The 17,249-nt window shown below is 75.8% G+C and carries 19 protein-coding genes; 8 read left to right on the top strand and 11 right to left on the bottom strand.

Annotated elements, in window-relative coordinates; translation table 11 throughout:
- Positions 1-64 precede the first annotated feature (64 nt).
- Positions 65-1,234 carry a serine hydrolase domain-containing protein gene (locus tag MF672_RS37640; RefSeq protein ID WP_302893346.1) on the bottom strand — a complete coding sequence of 390 codons (1,170 nt, stop codon included), beginning with the start codon at positions 1,232-1,234 and terminating at the stop codon, positions 65-67.
- Between the two features lie 133 nt (positions 1,235-1,367).
- Between MF672_RS37640 and MF672_RS37635 the strand changes: the two genes are divergently transcribed.
- The 4 genes from MF672_RS37635 (at position 1,368) to MF672_RS37620 (ending at position 4,555) form a co-directional block, all read left to right on the top strand.
- Entirely contained in the window at positions 1,368-2,453 is a 1,086-nt protein-coding gene (locus tag MF672_RS37635; protein WP_247815637.1) for a sensor histidine kinase, read from the top strand.
- Entirely contained in the window at positions 2,450-3,136 is a 687-nt protein-coding gene (locus MF672_RS37630) for a response regulator transcription factor (RefSeq protein WP_242383982.1), read from the top strand. The genes MF672_RS37635 and MF672_RS37630 overlap by 4 nt, the downstream gene beginning before the upstream one ends.
- 104 nt (positions 3,137-3,240) lie before the next feature.
- Positions 3,241-4,230: a pirin family protein gene (locus MF672_RS37625; protein ID WP_242383981.1), complete on the top strand. Its 990-nt coding sequence runs from the start codon at positions 3,241-3,243 to the stop codon at positions 4,228-4,230.
- Between the two features lie 4 nt (positions 4,231-4,234).
- Positions 4,235-4,555, top strand: coding sequence for a tetratricopeptide repeat protein (locus MF672_RS37620; RefSeq protein ID WP_247815636.1), 321 nt, complete (start codon positions 4,235-4,237; stop codon positions 4,553-4,555).
- 58 nt (positions 4,556-4,613) lie between these two features.
- Here MF672_RS37620 and MF672_RS37615 read toward each other — a convergent pair whose 3' ends face one another.
- Together MF672_RS37615 and MF672_RS37610 are read right to left on the bottom strand one after the other, a co-directional pair.
- Positions 4,614-5,129, bottom strand: coding sequence for a MarR family winged helix-turn-helix transcriptional regulator (locus MF672_RS37615; protein ID WP_242383979.1), 516 nt, complete (start codon positions 5,127-5,129; stop codon positions 4,614-4,616).
- A 146-nt stretch (positions 5,130-5,275) separates the two neighbouring features.
- Positions 5,276-6,256 carry an FUSC family protein gene (locus MF672_RS37610; protein ID WP_247815635.1) on the bottom strand — a complete coding sequence of 327 codons (981 nt, stop codon included), beginning with the start codon at positions 6,254-6,256 and terminating at the stop codon, positions 5,276-5,278.
- Positions 6,257-6,291: 35 nt separating this feature from the next.
- On the opposite strand from MF672_RS37610, the gene MF672_RS37605 reads away from it, so the two are divergent.
- Both MF672_RS37605 and MF672_RS37600 read left to right on the top strand, forming a co-directional pair.
- Positions 6,292-6,555 (top strand): hypothetical protein, encoded by a 264-nt coding sequence (locus MF672_RS37605; protein ID WP_247815634.1) that lies wholly within the window; start codon positions 6,292-6,294, stop codon positions 6,553-6,555.
- 10 nt (positions 6,556-6,565) lie between these two features.
- Positions 6,566-6,757: a hypothetical protein gene (locus tag MF672_RS37600; protein ID WP_247815633.1), complete on the top strand. Its 192-nt coding sequence runs from the start codon at positions 6,566-6,568 to the stop codon at positions 6,755-6,757.
- 254 nt (positions 6,758-7,011) lie between these two features.
- Here the strand turns inward: MF672_RS37600 and MF672_RS37595 are convergent, their stop codons facing one another.
- The 5 genes from MF672_RS37595 to wrbA all read right to left on the bottom strand — a co-directional run bounded on the left by MF672_RS37595 (position 7,012) and on the right by wrbA (position 11,073).
- Positions 7,012-7,185, bottom strand: a complete 174-nt coding sequence (locus MF672_RS37595) for a hypothetical protein (RefSeq protein ID WP_247815632.1) — start codon at positions 7,183-7,185, stop codon at positions 7,012-7,014.
- Between the two features lie 50 nt (positions 7,186-7,235).
- Positions 7,236-8,069 (bottom strand): helix-turn-helix domain-containing protein, encoded by an 834-nt coding sequence (locus MF672_RS37590; RefSeq protein ID WP_242384080.1) that lies wholly within the window; start codon positions 8,067-8,069, stop codon positions 7,236-7,238.
- Positions 8,070-8,087: 18 nt separating this feature from the next.
- The gene (locus MF672_RS37585; RefSeq protein ID WP_242384081.1) at positions 8,088-8,882 is read right to left on the bottom strand and encodes an alpha/beta fold hydrolase; all 795 of its coding nucleotides are present in this window, start codon (positions 8,880-8,882) and stop codon (positions 8,088-8,090) included.
- A gap of 83 nt (positions 8,883-8,965) precedes the next feature.
- Positions 8,966-10,393, bottom strand: a complete 1,428-nt coding sequence (locus MF672_RS37580) for an MFS transporter (protein WP_247815631.1) — start codon at positions 10,391-10,393, stop codon at positions 8,966-8,968.
- 23 nt (positions 10,394-10,416) lie between these two features.
- Positions 10,417-11,073: an NAD(P)H:quinone oxidoreductase gene (gene wrbA, locus MF672_RS37575; protein ID WP_242381449.1), complete on the bottom strand. Its 657-nt coding sequence runs from the start codon at positions 11,071-11,073 to the stop codon at positions 10,417-10,419.
- Positions 11,074-11,152: 79 nt separating this feature from the next.
- Here wrbA and MF672_RS37570 point away from each other — a divergent pair, with 79 nt between their 5' ends.
- Both MF672_RS37570 and MF672_RS51585 read left to right on the top strand, forming a co-directional pair.
- Positions 11,153-11,626, top strand: a complete 474-nt coding sequence (locus MF672_RS37570; protein ID WP_242381450.1) for a MarR family winged helix-turn-helix transcriptional regulator — start codon at positions 11,153-11,155, stop codon at positions 11,624-11,626.
- Positions 11,627-11,696: 70 nt separating this feature from the next.
- Positions 11,697-12,869 carry an alpha/beta hydrolase family protein gene (locus MF672_RS51585; protein ID WP_302893345.1) on the top strand — a complete coding sequence of 391 codons (1,173 nt, stop codon included), beginning with the start codon at positions 11,697-11,699 and terminating at the stop codon, positions 12,867-12,869.
- Positions 12,870-12,930: 61 nt separating this feature from the next.
- Here the strand turns inward: MF672_RS51585 and MF672_RS37560 are convergent, their stop codons facing one another.
- The 3 genes from MF672_RS37560 to MF672_RS37545 form a co-directional block, all read right to left on the bottom strand.
- Positions 12,931-13,206, bottom strand: coding sequence for a hypothetical protein (locus MF672_RS37560; RefSeq protein ID WP_242381451.1), 276 nt, complete (start codon positions 13,204-13,206; stop codon positions 12,931-12,933).
- Positions 13,203-15,908 (bottom strand): ATP-binding protein, encoded by a 2,706-nt coding sequence (locus tag MF672_RS51580; RefSeq protein WP_302893344.1) that lies wholly within the window; start codon positions 15,906-15,908, stop codon positions 13,203-13,205. Before MF672_RS51580 ends, MF672_RS37560 begins: the two co-directional genes overlap by 4 nt.
- 112 nt (positions 15,909-16,020) lie before the next feature.
- Positions 16,021-17,049 carry a nuclear transport factor 2 family protein gene (locus MF672_RS37545; protein WP_242381452.1) on the bottom strand — a complete coding sequence of 343 codons (1,029 nt, stop codon included), beginning with the start codon at positions 17,047-17,049 and terminating at the stop codon, positions 16,021-16,023.
- Positions 17,050-17,249 lie beyond the last annotated feature (200 nt).

Raw genomic sequence — 17,249 nt, 5'->3', positions numbered from 1 at the left:
AGGACGCCCGCCTTGCCCCGGAACGCGCCGTCGAGCCGGCGGCTCGTTCCCTTAGCGAGAGGGTTCAGTCCGGCGGGCCGCAGACGGCGCGGGTGACAGCGGCGAGCGCGGCCGTCATGACGGCCGGGGGGTTGGGGTTGAGGGTGACGGCGATCGCCGCCTGCCGCCGCCCGTCCAGGGTGGAGACGACCAGGCCGGTGTAGCCGCGCACGCCGCCGATGTGGCCGTAGAGCGGGCCGCAGCCGAGGTCGTAGCGGTGCACGCCCAGCCCGAAGCCGCGCAGCCACGGGAACTGCTCGCCGGCGACGGGAACGGTCGTGGTCAGCTCGCGCATCAGCGCCGCCGGCAGCAGCCTGCCGGTGAACAGCGCCCGGTACAGCGCCGTCAGGTCCGCCACGGTGGAGGTGACCGAGCCGGCCGGGCCGCTCTGGTTGACGGTCTGCGCGGTGAAGTCCACCAGGTGCGCGAAGTCGGCGTCGGGCCGGCCGGGCAGGTCGCCGGGCATGTATCCGTGCAGGTGGGGGCCGGAAATCGCGGGCCGCCCGTCGGGGTAGGCGGTGCCGGTCAGGTGCAGCGGGCCGATCAGGCCACGCTGTAGCAGCCGCTCGTACGGCTCGCCGGTGAGGCGTTCGGCGAGCAGGCCGAGCACCACGTAGTTGGTGTTGGCGTAGGCCGCCGCCGCGGCGCCGGGCGGGCCGGCGGGCAGCGTGCGGGCCAGGGCCAGGCGGCGCTCGTCGGTGAGCCGGTCCAGGCGGTGGCGTTGCCAGTCGGCGGAGCTGCGCAGGCCGAGCGCGTCGTAGAAGTCGGGCAGGCCGCTGGTGTGGCGCAGCAGGTCGCGTACCGTGATCGCGTCGGCGTGAGGCACCTGCGGCAGCCAGCGGCCGATCGGGTCCGACAGCGCGAGCCTGCCCTCGGCCACCAGCCGCAGCACCGTCACGGCGGTGAAGGTCTTGGTGATGCTGGCCACGCGGTAGCGGTCGGCGGCGCCGGCCAGGCGGCCGGTGCGCAGGTCGGCGACCCCGGAGGCGGTCTCGCGCAGGCGGCCGTCCTGGCGTACGGCGAGGACGGCGGCGGGCGCGCCCGCGCGGACGACCGCGTCCACCGCGGCCTGGTAGGGGGTGGCGGGGGCAGCGGCGGGGGCGGGGGCCGTGGCAGGGGCCATGGCGGTGGCGGTGGCGGGGGCGGGGGCGGGGGCCAGCGCGGCCGTCAGGGTCAGGGCGATGAGGACTCTCATGGCCGCCGACGCTAGGACGGCGGCCCGGCCGCGCGCATCGCCGCGCGGGACGGGCCGGGCGCTGCGCCTGCGGGTGAGGATCTCATCCTCTGGCGTATGTTCCGGCCGGGCCGGGGTCGCTACCGTTCGGGGGGTGAGCGGACGGCTCGACCTTTTCACGGCTCTGGCGGGTGTGCTCGCCGTCGCGGCGCTGCCGGTCGTCACCGGCGTCGCGCCGTCGTGGGGGGGCGGCGCCGATGGCGGTGTGCCTGGCGGGCCTCGGCCTGGCCGCGGACGCCGTCCGGTGGCGGCGCTCGCGGCGGGCGCGGCCGTGCTCGCCGGGCTCGGCGCCGGGCTGGCGCGGGCGCCTGCGTGGCCGGGCGCGGCGCTGTACGGGCGGGCGGCTGGCCGGCCGGGCGGGGCGGGCGGCGGGGATCGGGCGGCCTGCCTGGTGGCCGGGTCCGCCCTGAGGCGCGGCCGCTCGCGGGCGAGGCGCTGTGGCTGGCGGCGGTGCTGGCCGTGGCGGTGGCCTGGCGGCGCGGCGGCGGCTGGAGCAGGAGCGGCGCGGGCGGCTGCGGCCGCGGACCGGGTGGCGCTGGCCGCCGACGTGCACGACGTCGTCGCGCACACGCTGGCGGTGCTCGGGGTGCAGCTCGCCGTCGCCGAGGACGCGCTGCCCGACGACCCGGACGGGGCCGGGCGGGCGCTGGAGACGGCTCGGCTGGTGCGCGGGCAGGCGGCGGCCGAGCTGCGGTCGCTGATCGGCGCGCTCGGCACGGACGCCGCCTCCGGGCCGGGCTGCGGGCCGGGCTGCGGGCCGGAGCGTGACCTCGCCGCTCTGGCCGCTCTGGCCGAGCGGATGCGCGGCTGCGGGCTGGAGGTCGTCCTGCGGCAGAGCGGGCGCGCCGCCGCCGTGCCGGGGCCGGTGGCCTGGGCGGTCTACCGCGTCGTGCAAGAGTCGCTCACCAACGCGGTCAAGCACGGCCGGCCGGCCGGCGCGGTGGAGGTGCGCGTCGACTACGGCCGGGACGCGGTCCGCCTCACCGTCACCGACGCCGGCGACGTCCCCGCTCCGGCCGGGGACGACGGAGGGCGGCGGGGCGAGGGGGGCGGGTTCGGCCTGGCGGGGATGCGGGAACGGGTCGCCCGGCTGGGCGGCACCCTCACCGCGCGTCCCACGGCGGCCGGCTTCACCGTGGAGGCGGTCATCCCCGCCACGCCGATCGGAGCCGTCCCGTGAACGACACCCCGATCACTACCCCGATCACTGTGCTGATCGCCGACGACCAGGCTCTCGTGCGGGCCGGTTTCCGGGCCCTGCTGTCGCGTTCGCGCGACATCCGGGTCACGGCCGAGGCCGCCACCGGCGACGAGGCGGTGCGCGCGGCCCTGCGCGAGCGGCCGGACGTCGTGCTCATGGACATCCACATGCCCGGCCTCGACGGCCTGACCGCCGCCGAACGGGTCCTGGCCGCCCTGCCGGCGACCCGCGTGGTGGTGGTGACCACGTTCGACACCGACGAGCACGTCTTCCGCGCGCTGCGGGTGGGCGCGGCCGGGTTCCTGACCAAGGAGGTGCGCGGCGAGGAGCTGCGGGCGGCCGTGCGCACGGTCGCGGCCGGCGACGCGCTGCTGGCGCCGGGGGTGACGCGGCGGGTGATCGAGCGGTTCGCGCACCGGCCGCCGCCGCCGCCCGGGGGCCGGCTGCCCGGCCTGACGCCGCGCGAGCACGAGGTGCTGCGCCTGGTGGCGGAGGGCCTGCCGAACGGCGACATCGCCGCCCGCCTGTTCATCAGCCCGCACACCGTCAAGACGCACGTCACCAACATGATCAACAAGCTGGGGCTGCGCGACCGCACCCAGCTCGTCATCGCCGCCTACGACAACGCCCTGGTCGCACCGGCTCGGCGCACCCGGCCCTGACCCGACCGAAGGGCCTGCCGCCGTTGTCCCGGGCCCGGGAATGCCGGGCGGGGTGGTGTGGTTGCACGGCACAAGAAGTTGAAACTTCAACAGGAAGGCGTGTCATGCCCGCCGTCACCGCAGACACCCTGACGCTCCCCCGCGTCGCCACCCCCGACCCGGCCGCCGCCCGGCCGCGCCCCGTGCGCTCGGTGACGACCGCGCCCAGCGGCTTCGAGGGCGAGGGCTTCCCCGTCCGGCGCGCGTTCGCGGGCGTGCCGCACGAGCTGCTGGACCCCTTCATCCACATGGACCAGATGGGCGAGGTCGACTACGCCCCCGGCGAGCCGAAGGGCACACCCTGGCACCCGCACCGCGGCTTCGAGACCGTCACCTACATCATCGACGGCATCTTCGAGCACCAGGACTCGGTCGGCGGCGGCGGCACGATCACCGACGGCGACACCCAGTGGATGACCGCCGGCAGCGGACTGCTGCACATCGAGAAGCCGCCGGAGCACCTGGTGGTCTCGGGCGGGCTGTTCCACGGCGTGCAGCTGTGGGTCAACCTGCCGCGCGCCCACAAGTTCCACCAGCCCCGCTACCAGGACATCCGGGGCCGGCAGTCGGCGCTGCTGGCCTCCTCCGACGGCGGCGCGCTGCTGCGCGTCATCGCCGGCGACCTGGACGGGCACGCCGGGCCGGGCGTCACGTTCACGCCGATCACGATGGTGCACGCCACCCTCGCCCCCGGCGCCCGGCTGGAGCTGCCGTGGAACCCCGGCTTCAACGCCCTGGCCTACGTGCTGGCCGGCCGGGGCACGGCGGGCGCCGAGCGGCGGCCGGTGAGCAAGGGGCGGCTGGCCGTCTACGGCGAGGGCGGGTCGCTCAGCCTGGCCGCCGACACCGCCCAGCCGCAGGCCGAGCCGAACCTGGAGGTGCTGCTGCTGGGCGGGCGGCCCATCCGCGAGCCGGTCGTGCACTACGGGCCGTTCGTGATGAACACGCGCGCCGAGATCGTCCAGGCCATGGAGGACTACCGGGCGGGCCGCCTGGGCGTGGTCCCCGCCGAGCGGGTGCCGCACGCCGACGGCCCGGTCCCGGGGAAGGAGTGAGGAGATGGCGAGCGAGACGCTGGCCCGCACCTACGCGCGCGGGCGGATGTTCTTCGAGCTGAAGGACTACATCGAGGCCGCGCGCGCCCTGGCGCAGGTGGTGGCCGAGGCGCCGGGCGACGTGGCGGCGCGGCTGCTGCTGGCGCGCGCCTACTACCACTCCGCGCAGCTCGGGCGGGCCGAGGCCGAGCTGCGGGAGGTGCTGGCGCGCGATCCCGGTGAGGCGTACGCGTACCTGCTGCTGGGACGCACGCTGGAGCGGCGCAGCCGGCCGCGGGAGGCCGCACCCTACCTGCGGCTGCACGCCGCGATGACCGGCACCTGACCCTCCCCGGCCGCCCTCCCCGGGCGGCCTCATGCGGGCGGCCTGGTGGGCGGTGTGCTCAGCCGAGCATGCCGCCCAGCCGTCCCTCCAGCATGAGCAGCAGCTCGCCGAGCCGGCCGGCCAGCTCGTCCTCCCGCCCGGGCGGCAGGCCGGCCAGCAGTGCGTTCTCGTACTCCAGCTGCTCGGGCATCAGCCGCATGATGAACGCCCGCCCGGCCTCGGTCAGCGACAGGTGCGCCACCCGCCGGTCGCGCTCGTCGACGCGCCGCGCCACCAGCCCGAGCTCCTCCAGCCGCCGCACCCGCTTGGTGACCGCCGCGCCGGAGGCGAACGTCTCGCGGGCCAGCCGCCCAGGGGTCAGCTCGCCGCCGACCCGCAGCAGCGCGCACAGCAGGTCGTACTCGGCGCGGTTGACGCCGGCCCGGCCGAGCGGCGCGTCGGTGGCCTGCTGCAGCAGCGCCGCGCACCGGTTGAGCCGGCCGATGACGGCGATGGCGCCGAGGTCGGCGTCGGGCAGGACCTGCCGCCACTGCCGCAGGGCGACCGCCACGACGTCCTCCCCGACGTCGTTCACGGCGTCCTCCACGTGCTCGCCCCTCTTTCGCGTGCGGCTTGCCGGTGCGGCCGGCCAATCGATCGTACGCGTCCGCGGGGCCGCCGCGTCCGCCCGCCGCCGGACGCGCGGGGGTCACAGGTGACGCGCCCGGAGCGCGGCTTCGGTCAGATGGTGAGCTCGGCCAGGCGGCGGTGCCCGGCCCGTTCGGCCGCGGCGATGCGTTCCTCCGGCAGCGGCGCGCCGCGCCACTCGCCCGCCGCGAGGTCGGCGGCCTCGCGCAGCTCCACCAGCGCGCCGCGCAGCCGGTCGGCGGCCGGACGGGGCTCGGCGACCAGGCGTTCCAGCCGTCGCAGGCCGTCGTGGACGCGGCCCGCCGCCCGCCGGTCGCGCAGCAGCACGCATGCCGCGAGACCGGCCGCCGCGCCGAGACAGCTGTCCAGCCAGCGGTCGGCCACCAGCACGGGCACCGGCCGTGTCCCCGCGAACTCCGTCATCAAGATCGCCATGGGGGTGACGAACACGCTGCCCAGCCAGTAGTTACGGGTGATCGCCGCCTCCGTCACGAACTGCAGCGCCAGCACCGCCGCCACCAGCGCCACCGCGCCGAGCCCGGCCACCGGCGCCAGCAGCGTGAACAGCGCCACCCCGAGCAGGTTGCCGACCGTCCGCTGCACGGCCCGGCTCCAGGACATGGTGGTGTTGGCCGCGAACACCGCGGCCGCCGTCACCACCGCCCAGTACGGCCGGCCCACGCCGAGCGCGGTCGACGCCCACCCGGCGGCCGCCGCGCCGGCGAACACCATGAGCAGCACCCGCCACCGCCCCGCCACGTCCCGCAGCACGTCCCGGGCGGTGCGGGCGCCGTCCGGGATGTGCTGCTCGGCGGCGACGCCGGCCAGCTCGGCCAGCTCGGCGGCTGTGGCCGACGGGCCGGCGGCGGGCGGGACGGGCACCGGGTGTCCCTTGCGCAGGTCGCGCGCCCATGCCGCGAGCTGGTCCGCCTGGGTGCCGCGCGGGGCGCGGGCGGCGGCGGACTCGGCCCTGGCCAGCAGGCGGCGCAGCTCCGGGCGGCCGTTGCCGGCGCGCAGGAGGGTCTGCCAGGCGGCGTTGACGGCCGCGGCGGCGGCGTGGCGGGCGCGGTGCACCCGTCCGGCCGTCGGCGCCCCTCGTTGTGGACGTCGTGGTGCCCGTCGGGGCGCTCGTCGTGGCGCCCGTCGTGCGGGCGGCGGGGCGCGGCCGGTCCGGTGGTGGCTTTCTCGGTGGTGGCCTTGGCCAGGCGGGCGGTGGCCTCCAGCGCGCGGGCCACCGCGACGCGTTCGGGGCCGTCGGGCCGCCGCAGGGCCGGCGCCATGCCCACCGCCCAGGCCACGAGCCCGCCCAGCAGGGCGACGCCCAGGTGCGGCGGCACGTCGGCCAGGCGTTGCGGCGCGAACGCGGCGCTTGAGGCGATGAAGGTGAGCACGACGTTGCCGGGCGGCCCGATCCGGGTGGCGTCGCAGACGGCCTTGTGCAGCCCGGCCAGCAGCGCCGCCACCGCGACCCGGACGGCGGTCGCGTCCGTCAGGGCAGCGGCCAGCAGCGCGGTGCCGGTGCCGGCGAGCGAGCCGGCCACCACCCAGGCCAGCGCCCTGGCGCGGGCGCGGTAGGGCAGGCCGTGGCCGTACAGGGCGCACATGGCTCCGGCGGCGGCGTACAGCACCAGGTCGAGCCGGTCGGCGGCCAGCAGCGTGGCCAGTACCACGGCCATCGCGGCGACCGAGCCGAGCGCGGGCTTGTGCCATACGTCGCCGAGCGGCGCCAGCCGCAGCGCCGACCGGACGGGCAGGCGTACGGGCAGGTGGAGGGCATGGGCCGGCGAGGCGGGTGACGTGGGCATACCCAAAGCTTATCAGATGTTTTACTAGTGAAATAGTTGGTGGGTGGTCAGCCGTCGAGCAGCCGCCACGCGGCGAGCGCGACCCGCGCCCGCGGCCCGCCGCGGCGACCCGGTCGAGCGGTAGGCGTCCAGCGTCTCCAGGTCTTCGGCCGCCTCGGCCAGCCGGCCTACCGCCACCACGTCCGGGTTGCCCCGCACCGCCTCGGGCAGGATCTCCGCAGCGCCCGCGCGACCTGGCCCCGCGGGGTTCAAGGTGTCGCCGGCCACGCCACCTCGTCGATCCCCAGCCACGGCGCCGCCGCCACCTCCGCCGGCGTCAGTCCCGTGAACGTCCGCACCTCCCGATGCAGGTGCGACTGGTCGACGTACCCGGCGTGCGCGGCCACCCCCGCCGGGGGGCGGCCCGCCGCCAGCAGGCGAGCCGCGCGATCGAAGCGCACCAGCCGCGCCGCCCGTTTCGGTGAGAGGCCCACCTGTGCCCGGAACCGCGACCACAGCCGCTGGCGGCTCCACCCCACCTCCTGCGCCAGCCCGTCGACCCGCAGCCGCCCCCGGCTGCGCAGCAACCGCCCCCACACGTGCCCCACCTCGGCGTCCACCGCCGGGCCCGCCTCCAGCCGCCGGGCCAGCAGCTCCGCTACGACGACGAACCTGGCCTGCCACGAACTCGCCGCGCGCAACCGTTCCCGCAGCCGCGCGGCGTCGTGTCCCCACACCTCCTCCAGCGGGACCACCGACCCGCTCAGCTCCGCCGCCCCGCCCAGCACCGCGGCCGCCACTGCGGGCTCAAGCCGCACCTGCAGGCAGTCACCGGTCCCGGGCCCGGCCGCCCGCACCTGCCCGGGCAGCAACCCGATCACCGCGCTGCCGCGCACCCGCCGCCCGCCCGACTCGAACACCACGGCCCCGTCGTCGCTCAGGTCCACCAGCACCGTCACGGACGGGTGCGCCACCATCGCCAGCTCCGCCGCCGACGCCACCCGCTGCCGGAACCCCGCCATGGCGACCCCAGGCAACCGGACCCCCGCGCCCGGGACCGCCACCTCCACCCGCGCCCAGTCCCACGACGCCGCCACCGGCATGACGCACCCCCACCCCTCTCAACGGCCCGGCGCCACGAACCCCAGCACCAGCCCGGCCACCTTCTCCGGCGCCTCCAGCATCGGCATGTGCCCGACGCCGGGCAACATCTCCACCCGGGCGCCCGGCACCACCTCGTAGCGGCGCGCCGACACCGGATCCCACCGGGGATCGGCCGCGCCGAACACCACCAGCACCGGCACCCCCAGCCCGGCCAGCCGTTCAGGCACTCCCTTCGCCGCGATGTAGGCCCCGTTGCCGCGCAGCACCGCCCTCATCGTCCGGTACGACATCCCGCGCACATCGGCCACCAGCCCCTCAGGGACCCGCACCGGGCCGGCCGCCGTCACGCTGATCCCCCGCCGGATCATCGCCGCCGAACGCACCCGCCACACCAGCGGCCCGAAGGGCGGGGCCAGCAGCGCCCGCAGCAGCAACGGCTGCGGCGACAGCGCCTCCGGCACCGGACCGGTGCTGACCAGCACCAGCGACCGCACCAGATCGCGCCGCCGCTCCGCCAGCGCCGTCGCGACGTACCCGCCGCTGGAGTGCCCCACCACGTCCACGGCCCCGGCCCCCAGGCCGTCCAGCGCCGCCGCCACCTCGCCCGCCTGCTCGGGCACCCCGTACGAGGACGCCGGCGGCGACTGGCCACAGCCCGGCAGATCGACCCGGATCACCCGCCGCCGCTCCGCCAGCGCCGCGACGACCGGCTCCCAGCAGGCCCCCGACGCCCCCGACCCGTGAACGAGCAGCAGCGGCGGCGCCTCAGGCGGGCCGTCCTGGACCACATGCAGCAGAAAGTCGTCACTCATGCACGAGAGCATGCGCCGCCGGCCGCCCGCCCGTCTTGCACGAATGTCGCGACGGCCGCGATCCAGGGCATTCGGACGGGTCGTCAGCGCTGCGCGGGGGGCGGCGGCCGGCGTGGCAGCAGCAGGCCGGCCGCCGCGACGGCCGCACCGAGCCCGGCCGCGATGAGGAAGACCCGGTCGTAGCCGGCGGCGAGGGCCGCCGGGGAGCTCCCGCCGGCCGACGCCTGGGTCGCGGCGGTGGCGAGCACCGCCAGCCCCAGCGATCCGCCCGCCTGCCCGGCGGTCTGGGCCAGGCCGCCGGCGGCGCCGGCGTCGCCACCCGGCGCGCCGGCGGTGGTGGCGGCCATGAGGGTGGGGAAGACCAGCCCGATCCCGGTGGCGACGAGCAGGGTCGGGCCGAGGACGGCGGTGAGGTAGCCGCTGCCGGCGCCGGCCTGGGCGAGCCAGCCGAACCCGGCCACGAAGCAGGCGCCGCCCGCCAGGATCAGCGGCCGCACGCCGGCGCGCGGCAGCAGGACGCCGGCCGCCCGCGCGACCACCATGAACGTCACCGCCGCGGGCGTCTGCCCGAGCCCCGCCCGCAACGCGCCGTAGCCGAGCACGTTCTGCAGGAACAGCGAGGTGAAGTACCACATGGCGATGGTGATCCCGCCGAACAGCAGCAGCGAGCCGGTGCCGGCGGCCACCCCGCGCGAGCGCAGCAGCCGCGGCGGCATCATCGGCTGGGCCGCGAACCGCGCCTCGACCACGGCGAAGACGGCGAGCAGGAGCAGGCCCGCCGCGACCGGCGCGAGCACCGGCGCCGACGTCCAGCCGTGCCCGGCGCCGTGCATGATCCCGTAGATCAGCGCGGCCAGCCCCGCCGTGCCGGTGACCGCGCCGGCCAGGTCGAGCCCTTCCCGCCCGGCGGTCCTGGTGCCCGGCAGCGCCCGCACCGCCGTGGCGATCAGTGCCACGCCGACCGGCACGTTGATCAGGAAGACCCACCGCCACGACAGGCCGGTGGTCAGGGCGCCGCCCGCGAGGGCGCCGGCCATGCCGCCGACGCCACCCGCGGCCGACCACGCGCCGAGCGCGCGGGCGCGTTCGCGGCCCTCGGCGAAGCCGGTGTTGATCACGGCCAGGGTCGCCGGGGCCAGCAGCGCCGCTCCCACGCCCTGCGTGAGGCGGGCCGCCACCAGCACCGCGGGGACGGCCGCCAGGCCGGCGGCCAGGCTGGACGCGGTGAACAGCACCAGCCCGGCGGTCAGGGCCCGGCGCCGGCCGAACAGGTCGGCGGCGCGCCCGCCCAGCAGCATCAGACCGGCGAAGGTGAGCAGGTAGCCGTTCACCACCCAGGCCAGGCCGGTGGAGGCGAAGCCGAGCTCCCGGTCGATCGAGGGCAGCGCGACGTTCACGATGGAGGAGTCCAGGATCACCATGAACTGGCAGGCGGACACCAGCGCCAGCGTCATCCGGGCGGGGCCGGTGCGCGGGCGGGCGTGGATCGCCGTGGTGGGTCGGGAAGTCACGAGAGGTCTCCTGAGTGGGATCATCACGCGCCGCGCGCGGCCGTCTCGAGCCCAGTGGCGTTGCCGGTGGCGTGGCCGCCCGCCAGCAGCCGGGCCGTGACGGCGGCCAGCCGCCGTCCCTGGTGGCGGGCGGCCTCCAGTGCCGCGCTCGCCAGGTCGTCCCCGGTGGGGCCGGTCACGGCGGAGGCGCCGTAGGGGTTGCCGCCGGCGGCGTGCACGGCCGGGCCGGTGAACCCGGGCGGGACGATCAGCGCGCCCCAGTGGTAGAACACGTTGCCCAGCGACAGGATCGTGGCCTCGTTGCCGCCGTGCCGGTGGTAGGCCGAGGTGAAGGCGGTGACCGGCTTGTCGGCCAGGCCGCCTTCCTGCCACAGCCCGTCCGCCTGGTCGATGAACTGCTTGAGCTGCGCGGCCGGCGCGCCGAACCGGGTCGGCGTCCCGAACGCGTACGCGTCGGCCCAGGCCAGGTCCTCGAGCGAGGCCTCGGCGATCGCCGCGGTGGCCTCGGCGTGCCGCCGCCACCGCGGGTTGCGGGCGATCGCGGTGGCGGACGCCAGCTCGGCGACCCGCCGCAGCCGCACCTGGGCCCCGGCGGAGGCGGCGCCGTCGGCGACGGCCTGGGCGAGGGCGTGCACGGTGCCTGTCGCGCTGTAGTAGATGACGGCGATCTTCGCGGTCATGTCGGCTTCCCGTCGTCGGCTATGATTTGTTAGCCGCATAATAGTTATGCGGCTAACAAATCTGTCAAGGGGAGGCCCCATGGACTTCGACCAGGCCGACAGCATCAACCAGGCCGTCCGCCTGCTCAGCCTGCGCCACCGCGCCAGGATCGCCGAACTCCTGGCCCCCCTCGGGCTGCACCCCGGGCAAGAAGCGCTCCTGCTCGAGCTCGCCCGCACCGGCCCCATGATCCAGGCCCAGCTCAGCGACGCCCTCGGCGTCGAACGGCCCAGCGTCACCCTCATGGCCCGCAAGCTCGAAACCGCCGGCCACATCCGGCGCACCCCCGCCCCCGACGACCAGCGCGCCACTGTCGTCGAACTCACCGACGCCGGCCGGGCCCTCACCGACCAGGTCAAACAGCTCTGGCGCACCCTCGCGCAGGAAACCGTCACCGGCCTGGACGCCGAGACAGCGGCGCGACTGCCCGCCCTCCTCAGGACCATGGCGGGCAACGTCGACACCAGACGCCCCCACAGGCGCCGGACCGGCCCGGCCCACGACGGGACCTGACGAAAGTAGGGGTTCGAGCTGGTCTTTCCGGCATGCCGGGCGAGGTGGTGGCGTTCCTACAGTGCTCTGCATGATCAGAGCTCGACGCACCCCCACAGCCCTCCTCCTCGCCGCCGCCGCCCTCACCGCGTCCGCCGCGGCCGCCGTCCCCGCCACCGCTGTCGTCGCCGATGTGCGGTTCGCGATCCCGCGCCCCACCGGCCTGTACCACGTCGGGCGCGACACCCTCCACCTCGTCGACACCGGCCGCCCCGACCCCTGGGTCCCCACGACCGCACGCGAGCTGATGGTCTCCCTGTACTACCCGGCCCGCACCGGCGGGAGCCCCGCCCCGTACATGACCGTCGACGAAGCCCGCGCTCTCCTCCAAGGACAACGGCTCGACACCGTCCTGGAGCCCGAACAACTCGCCGGCGTCACCACCAACGCCCGCCAAAACGCCCGCCCCATCGGCGGCCGGCACCCCCTCGTGATGCTCTCCCCCGGCTTCAGCCTCAACCGCGCCACCCTCACCACCCTCGCCGAGGACCTCGCCTCCAGGGGCTACGTCGTCGCCCTGGTGGACCACGCCCACGAATCGTTCGGCACGACGTTCCCCGGCGGCCGCACCCTCACCTGCCTGGCCTGCGAGACGATCGAGAACGCCCCCACCGACCAGGCGGAGAAGGAACTCCTCGGCAAGGCCGCCACCGTCCGGGCCGCCGACCTGTCCTTCGTCATCGACCAGCTCACCCGCCGATCCGCACCCGCCTGGAAACACTCCCGCCTGATCGACCCGCGCCGCATCGGCGCCGCCGGACACTCCCTCGGCGGCAACGCCGCGGCGAGCGTCATGGCCGCCGACCGGCGCGTCCGCGCCGGAGCCGACCTGGACGGCTCGTTCTTCGCCCCGGTCCCGCCCGGCGGGCTCGGCGAACGGCCCTTCCTCATGCTCGGCACGAAAGCCCAGCACTCCCCCGGCTCCGCCGACACCACCTGGTCACGCGACTGGCCCCGCCTCAACGGCTGGAAACGCTGGCTCACCGTCGCCGACGCCGGCCACTTCACCTTCATCGACCTGCCCGTCCTGGGCGCCCAGGCCGGCATCACCGACCCCAGCGCACCCCTGCCCGGCAAGCGATCGGGCGAGATCACCACCGCGTACGTGGGCGCCTTCTTCGACCAGCACCTCCGCGACCGGCCCCAGCCCCTCCTCGACGGCCCCTCCACCGCCAACCCCGAAGTGACCTTCCACAACCCCTGAAACCCGGGCCCGCAGCGGCCGGCCGGGGGGCGGCTCCGGCCTGCCGGACTGCTCGTCCCCGTCACCTCACCATGGGCCCGACCGACCCGGTCCCGCCGCCGCCAACGTCGAGTTGTCGGCGCCGGTCACCGTCACGTTGAGGGCGGCCAGGTGCCACAGGTCCTCCGGGGGCGTCGGAGGAGGCGGTGAAGGTCAGGCAGGCGTGCTCCTGCTCCAGGTGGCCGAACAGGCGCTGCGGGTTGCGGGGATCGTTGAGCTCGGGCTTGATGACGTCGGCGCCTTCGCCCAGGCGAACGCCTTCGCCCAAGCGAAACGGCATCCGTCGAACGCGGATCAAGTCCCGCACACCCTGGCCAGCTCCGCCCGCGAGGAGATCCCCAGCTTGGGAAAGGCCTTGTAGAGGTGGTAACCGACAGTGCGCGGACTGAGGTACAGCTGAGCCGCGATGTCGCGGTTGGACGCGCCCGTGGCGGCCAGCCGTACCACCTGCCTCTCCTGCGCCGTCAGGACGCTGAGCGGATCGTCCGCCCGGCGCGGCGCCGCGGGCACGTCACCGGTGGCCCGCAGCTCCGCGCGGGCCCGCTCGGCCCACAACGACATGCCGAGCCGGTCGAAGGCCTCCAACGCGGCACGCAACTGCGCCCGGGCCGCGGCACGCCTGCGCGCCCGCCGCAGCCACTCGCCGTAGAGCAGCGCCGTACGGGCCTGCTCCTGCGGCTGCTCGCCCCGCTGATGCGCCCGCACCGCCTGGACGTACAGCTCCTCGTCGTCCTCGACGAGCGCACGGCAGCGCAGCGCGACCGCCTCGGCCGACGGCACCCCCACCCGGGCGGCCCAGCCCAGGTAGTACGCCAGCGGCTCCTCCGCCCTTCCGGGCTCCCTGGCCCGCACCGCGGCCTCGACCCGGTCCGGCGCGGAGAAGACGGACATGGGCGGGCCGGCGGCCGCGTTCCCCTCCAAGATCCTCAGCGACGCCTCCGGACGGCCCAGCGCGAGCTCCAGCCGCCCGAGCCCGGCCACCGCGACCGCCTCAGCAGCACGCAGCCCGTGCGCCCTCGCCTGCTCCAAAGCCGCCCCGGCCGCCGCCCGGCAACCGTCCTCGTCGCCCAGCTCGCCGCGCGCCAGCGCCAGCAGCGCGGTCAGCGCGACGGCCCCGTTCCGCTGCCCCAGATCGCCCACCACGGGAACGCTCTCCTCCAGCCGGGACGCCGCCTCCCGATACCGGCCGAGCAACATCTGCGCCTGCATCCGGGTCTCCACCGCGACGGTCAGCCAGCCGCGCATGTCGTGGGTCATGCACTCGGCCTCGACCCGCGCCGCGACGGCCTCGGCCCGGCCGTAGTGCCCGATCGGCGCGCACACCTGAGCCATGAACAGCAGGCCCGGCACCTGCAGCCCGGACAGATCCGGCGCGAGCACCAGCCCCCGCACGAGCGCGACGGCGTCCGGCAGCTCGCCGTCGACCAGCGCGGCCAGCCCGAGCGCGCCGCCCACCAGCGGCGAACCCACCTCGGGCAACGCCCTGAGCAGCTTCGCCGCCCGCCCCGCCAGGTCCGGGGCGCCCGCGTACCACGCACAACGCACCGCCTCCACCAGCAGGTAGGCCGCCCGCTCGGCATCGAGGGGAGCGACCCGCTCCGCACCGGCGATGACGAGCTCAGCGGCCTTGGCCGGGCTGCCCTGCTCGAACTCCCGATGAGCACGCACCTGGACCAGGTGCGCGAGGGCCGACGGAGCCTGGATCTCCGCGCCGACCCGATCGGCCAGCGCGTCCGCGCGCGTGAGCCGGCCCGCGTCGCTGGCCGCGACAGCCGCGGCGGCCAGCCGCACCGACCGCCTGCCGGCGTCGGGAGTGAGCTCGGCGGCTCGTTCGTAGGCCGCCGCCATGGCCGCGTAACCGGAACGGGTACGCGCCCGCTCCGCGGCCGATTCCAGCTCGCGCGCCACGTCCTCGTCAGGCGTGGTCGTCGCCGCGGCCAGGTGCCAGGCCCGGCGATCGGCGTGCTCGCCGCCGTCGAGCACCTCCGCGAGCGCGCGATGCACGGCCAGCCGCGACGTCAGCGGCACACTCTGATAGGCCGCGGCCCTGATGAGCGGATGCCTGAAGGTCACCGTGGACCCGTTCACCAGCACCAGCTTGGCCTGCTCGGCCGCTTCCAGATCCGTGAGCCGGGCGGAGAAGGACCGCGCGGCGCGCAGCACGATGCCGAGGTCACCCGTGTCGTCGGCGGCGAGCACCGCCAGCAGCGTCCGCGCCGTGCCGGCAAGCGCCCCGATCTGCCGCTGGAACGCCTCCAGCACCCGCCCCGCGACCGGGATCGCGGTGAACGGGCTGAGCTCCCCCTGCGGCCCCTGCCGCCCCCGCTGCTCCGCGGTGAACGAGGACGGCAGTTCGAGCAGCGCGAGCGGATTGCCGCGCGCCTCCGCCAGGACACGGTCACGCACCCTCGGCGGCAGATCCCCGGCCGACTCCGCCAGCAACGCGAGCGCCGCTTCGCGGTCCACGCCGTCCAGCCACAGCTCGGGCAGCCCCTGCGGCCGGAACTCCTCCCTGCCCGCGAACACCAGCGCGACGCCTTCGGCCTCCAGCCGCCGCGCCACGAACAACAAGGCGTCCAGCGACGCCCTGTCGAACCACTGCGCGTCGTCGACCAGGCACAGCAGCGGCCCGTCACCCGCGATCTCGGCCAGGAGGCTGAGCACCGCCAGCCCGACGAGGAACCGGTCCGCCGCGGCCGCCGCGTCCAGCCCCAGCGCACCCCGCAACGCCGCCGCCTGCGGCCCGGGCAGCGCGTCGATCCGGCCCAGCTCGGCACGCAGGAGCAGATGCAGAGCGGCGTACGGCAGCTCCGCCTCGGACTCGATACCGACCCCGTGCAGCACCCGCACTCCCGCGGCGCGCCCGGCCAGATGACCGAGCAGAGCGGACTTCCCGATGCCCGGCTGGCCACGCATCACCAGCACACCGCTGCGGCCGGATCGCGCGTCCGCCAGCAGCCGATCCATCCGCGCCTGCTCCGCGGCCCGCCCGTACAACATGGCTGAAAACCTAGCGGAACGTGCACTCACCCCACGGTCTGCCATCGAAGGACGACCAGGGCCGCCCGTGACGGGCCGGCACACCTCCCGCATGCCCGCGCCGAGGACGGGCTCACGCAGGGCGGCTCAGCAGGCCGTACAGCTGCGTGATCTTGCCGGCGTCGGCGATGAGCGGCAAGGTGTCGAAGGTCAGGCTCCAGTCGGCGACCCTGCCGTCGCGGTAACCGAACCGCTCGATGACGCCGTAGCTGATCTCCCTGCCCTGGCTGCGGACGGTGCCGTACCACTCCTGATAGGTGGCCTCACGAGTGTGGACGGCCTTCCCCGGGCGCAGCGCGGTGGGATTGCGGCCCTGCTCGTCGTCGTCGAAACTGCCCAGCAGCCGGTCGAGGTAGGCGAGCTTGGCCGCCTTGGTGTACAGCTTGCGGCCCTCCAGCCCCGGGCCGGTCAGCGGCGCCCGGCCGGAGGCGGCGACCAGGGCGCGGGCGTTCCTGGCGTTCCAGGCAGCGGCCCTGCCGAGCAGACCCGGACCCAGCGTCGCTGCCCGCACCCGCGCGGCAGGCTCACCGGCCGGCGCGCCCGCCGCGGCGGCCGGGGCGTCGGCGATGCCCGCGAAGAGGTTGTCCAGCTTCAGCTCCCCGGTGGCGATGGGGGCGAACCAGGTGTACCGGTCGTAGTAGCGCCGCCCCTGCACCACATCGCCCGCCTGGTCGATGACCACGCGGTAGATGGCGGGGTACTCGACTGTCGTGCCGCCGATGACGGCCACGTTGTGCGCGCCGTACATCACGGTGTCGCCGCCGGCGGCGAGGCGCCGCGGCGTGAACCCGAACTGCGGCACCAGCTTGAGCGAGGCCGCGATGGACTGCTTGATGGCGGCCCTGCCGTTGATGACGTTGCCGGCGGCCTCCCACAGGGTGGCGTCGTCGGCGAAGATCTCACCGTAGGCGTCGACACGCTCGGGGCTCGTGGGCATGGCGCCGAAGCGGGTCTGCCGGTCGATGAAGGTCTGCGCCGCAGGGCTGACCCGCCCCTCGATCACCGGGGCGTCGGACTGTCGTGCCGACGCGGGAGCGGCGAGCGAGGTGAGGGCCAGGGTGCTCAGCAGGGTGGTGGCCAGGACTCGTGGGGTGGTCTTCATGACCATGAAACTAGAGAAAACGCCCATAGCGGGCATCTGTCACGATTAGGTACTCGTGACGGTAGCGGAACGCACACCCCACGACCCCAGGAAAACAACTGGACGCAACGAAGCCCAGCCCGGTAACTTGCCCATGATCGTGACACCGCCCGAGGAGGTGAGACCCATGAACGCTGTATCGACGTGGGTGCTCCCCCTCA

This window comes from Actinomadura luzonensis, from assembly GCF_022664455.2.
Classification (GTDB): Bacteria; Actinomycetota; Actinomycetes; order Streptosporangiales; family Streptosporangiaceae; genus Nonomuraea; species Nonomuraea luzonensis.
Note: the sequence above shows the minus strand (reverse complement) of the source record. Positions and strands in the feature narration are given on the sequence as shown.

Coding starts and splice junctions, on each gene's coding strand:
- MF672_RS37570 (WP_242381450.1), top strand. CDS start 11,153: ATGGACTTCGACCAGGCCGACAGCATCAACCAGGCCGTCCGCCTGCTC.
- MF672_RS51585 (WP_302893345.1), top strand. CDS start 11,697: ATGATCAGAGCTCGACGCACCCCCACAGCCCTCCTCCTCGCCGCCGCC.
- MF672_RS37625 (WP_242383981.1), top strand. CDS start 3,241: ATGCCCGCCGTCACCGCAGACACCCTGACGCTCCCCCGCGTCGCCACC.
- MF672_RS37640 (WP_302893346.1), bottom strand. CDS start 1,234: ATGAGAGTCCTCATCGCCCTGACCCTGACGGCCGCGCTGGCCCCCGCC.
- wrbA (WP_242381449.1), bottom strand. CDS start 11,073: ATGACCGCGAAGATCGCCGTCATCTACTACAGCGCGACAGGCACCGTG.
- MF672_RS37590 (WP_242384080.1), bottom strand. CDS start 8,069: ATGCCGGTGGCGGCGTCGTGGGACTGGGCGCGGGTGGAGGTGGCGGTC.
- MF672_RS37545 (WP_242381452.1), bottom strand. CDS start 17,049: ATGAAGACCACCCCACGAGTCCTGGCCACCACCCTGCTGAGCACCCTG.
- MF672_RS37620 (WP_247815636.1), top strand. CDS start 4,235: ATGGCGAGCGAGACGCTGGCCCGCACCTACGCGCGCGGGCGGATGTTC.
- MF672_RS37585 (WP_242384081.1), bottom strand. CDS start 8,882: ATGAGTGACGACTTTCTGCTGCATGTGGTCCAGGACGGCCCGCCTGAG.
- MF672_RS51580 (WP_302893344.1), bottom strand. CDS start 15,908: ATGTTGTACGGGCGGGCCGCGGAGCAGGCGCGGATGGATCGGCTGCTG.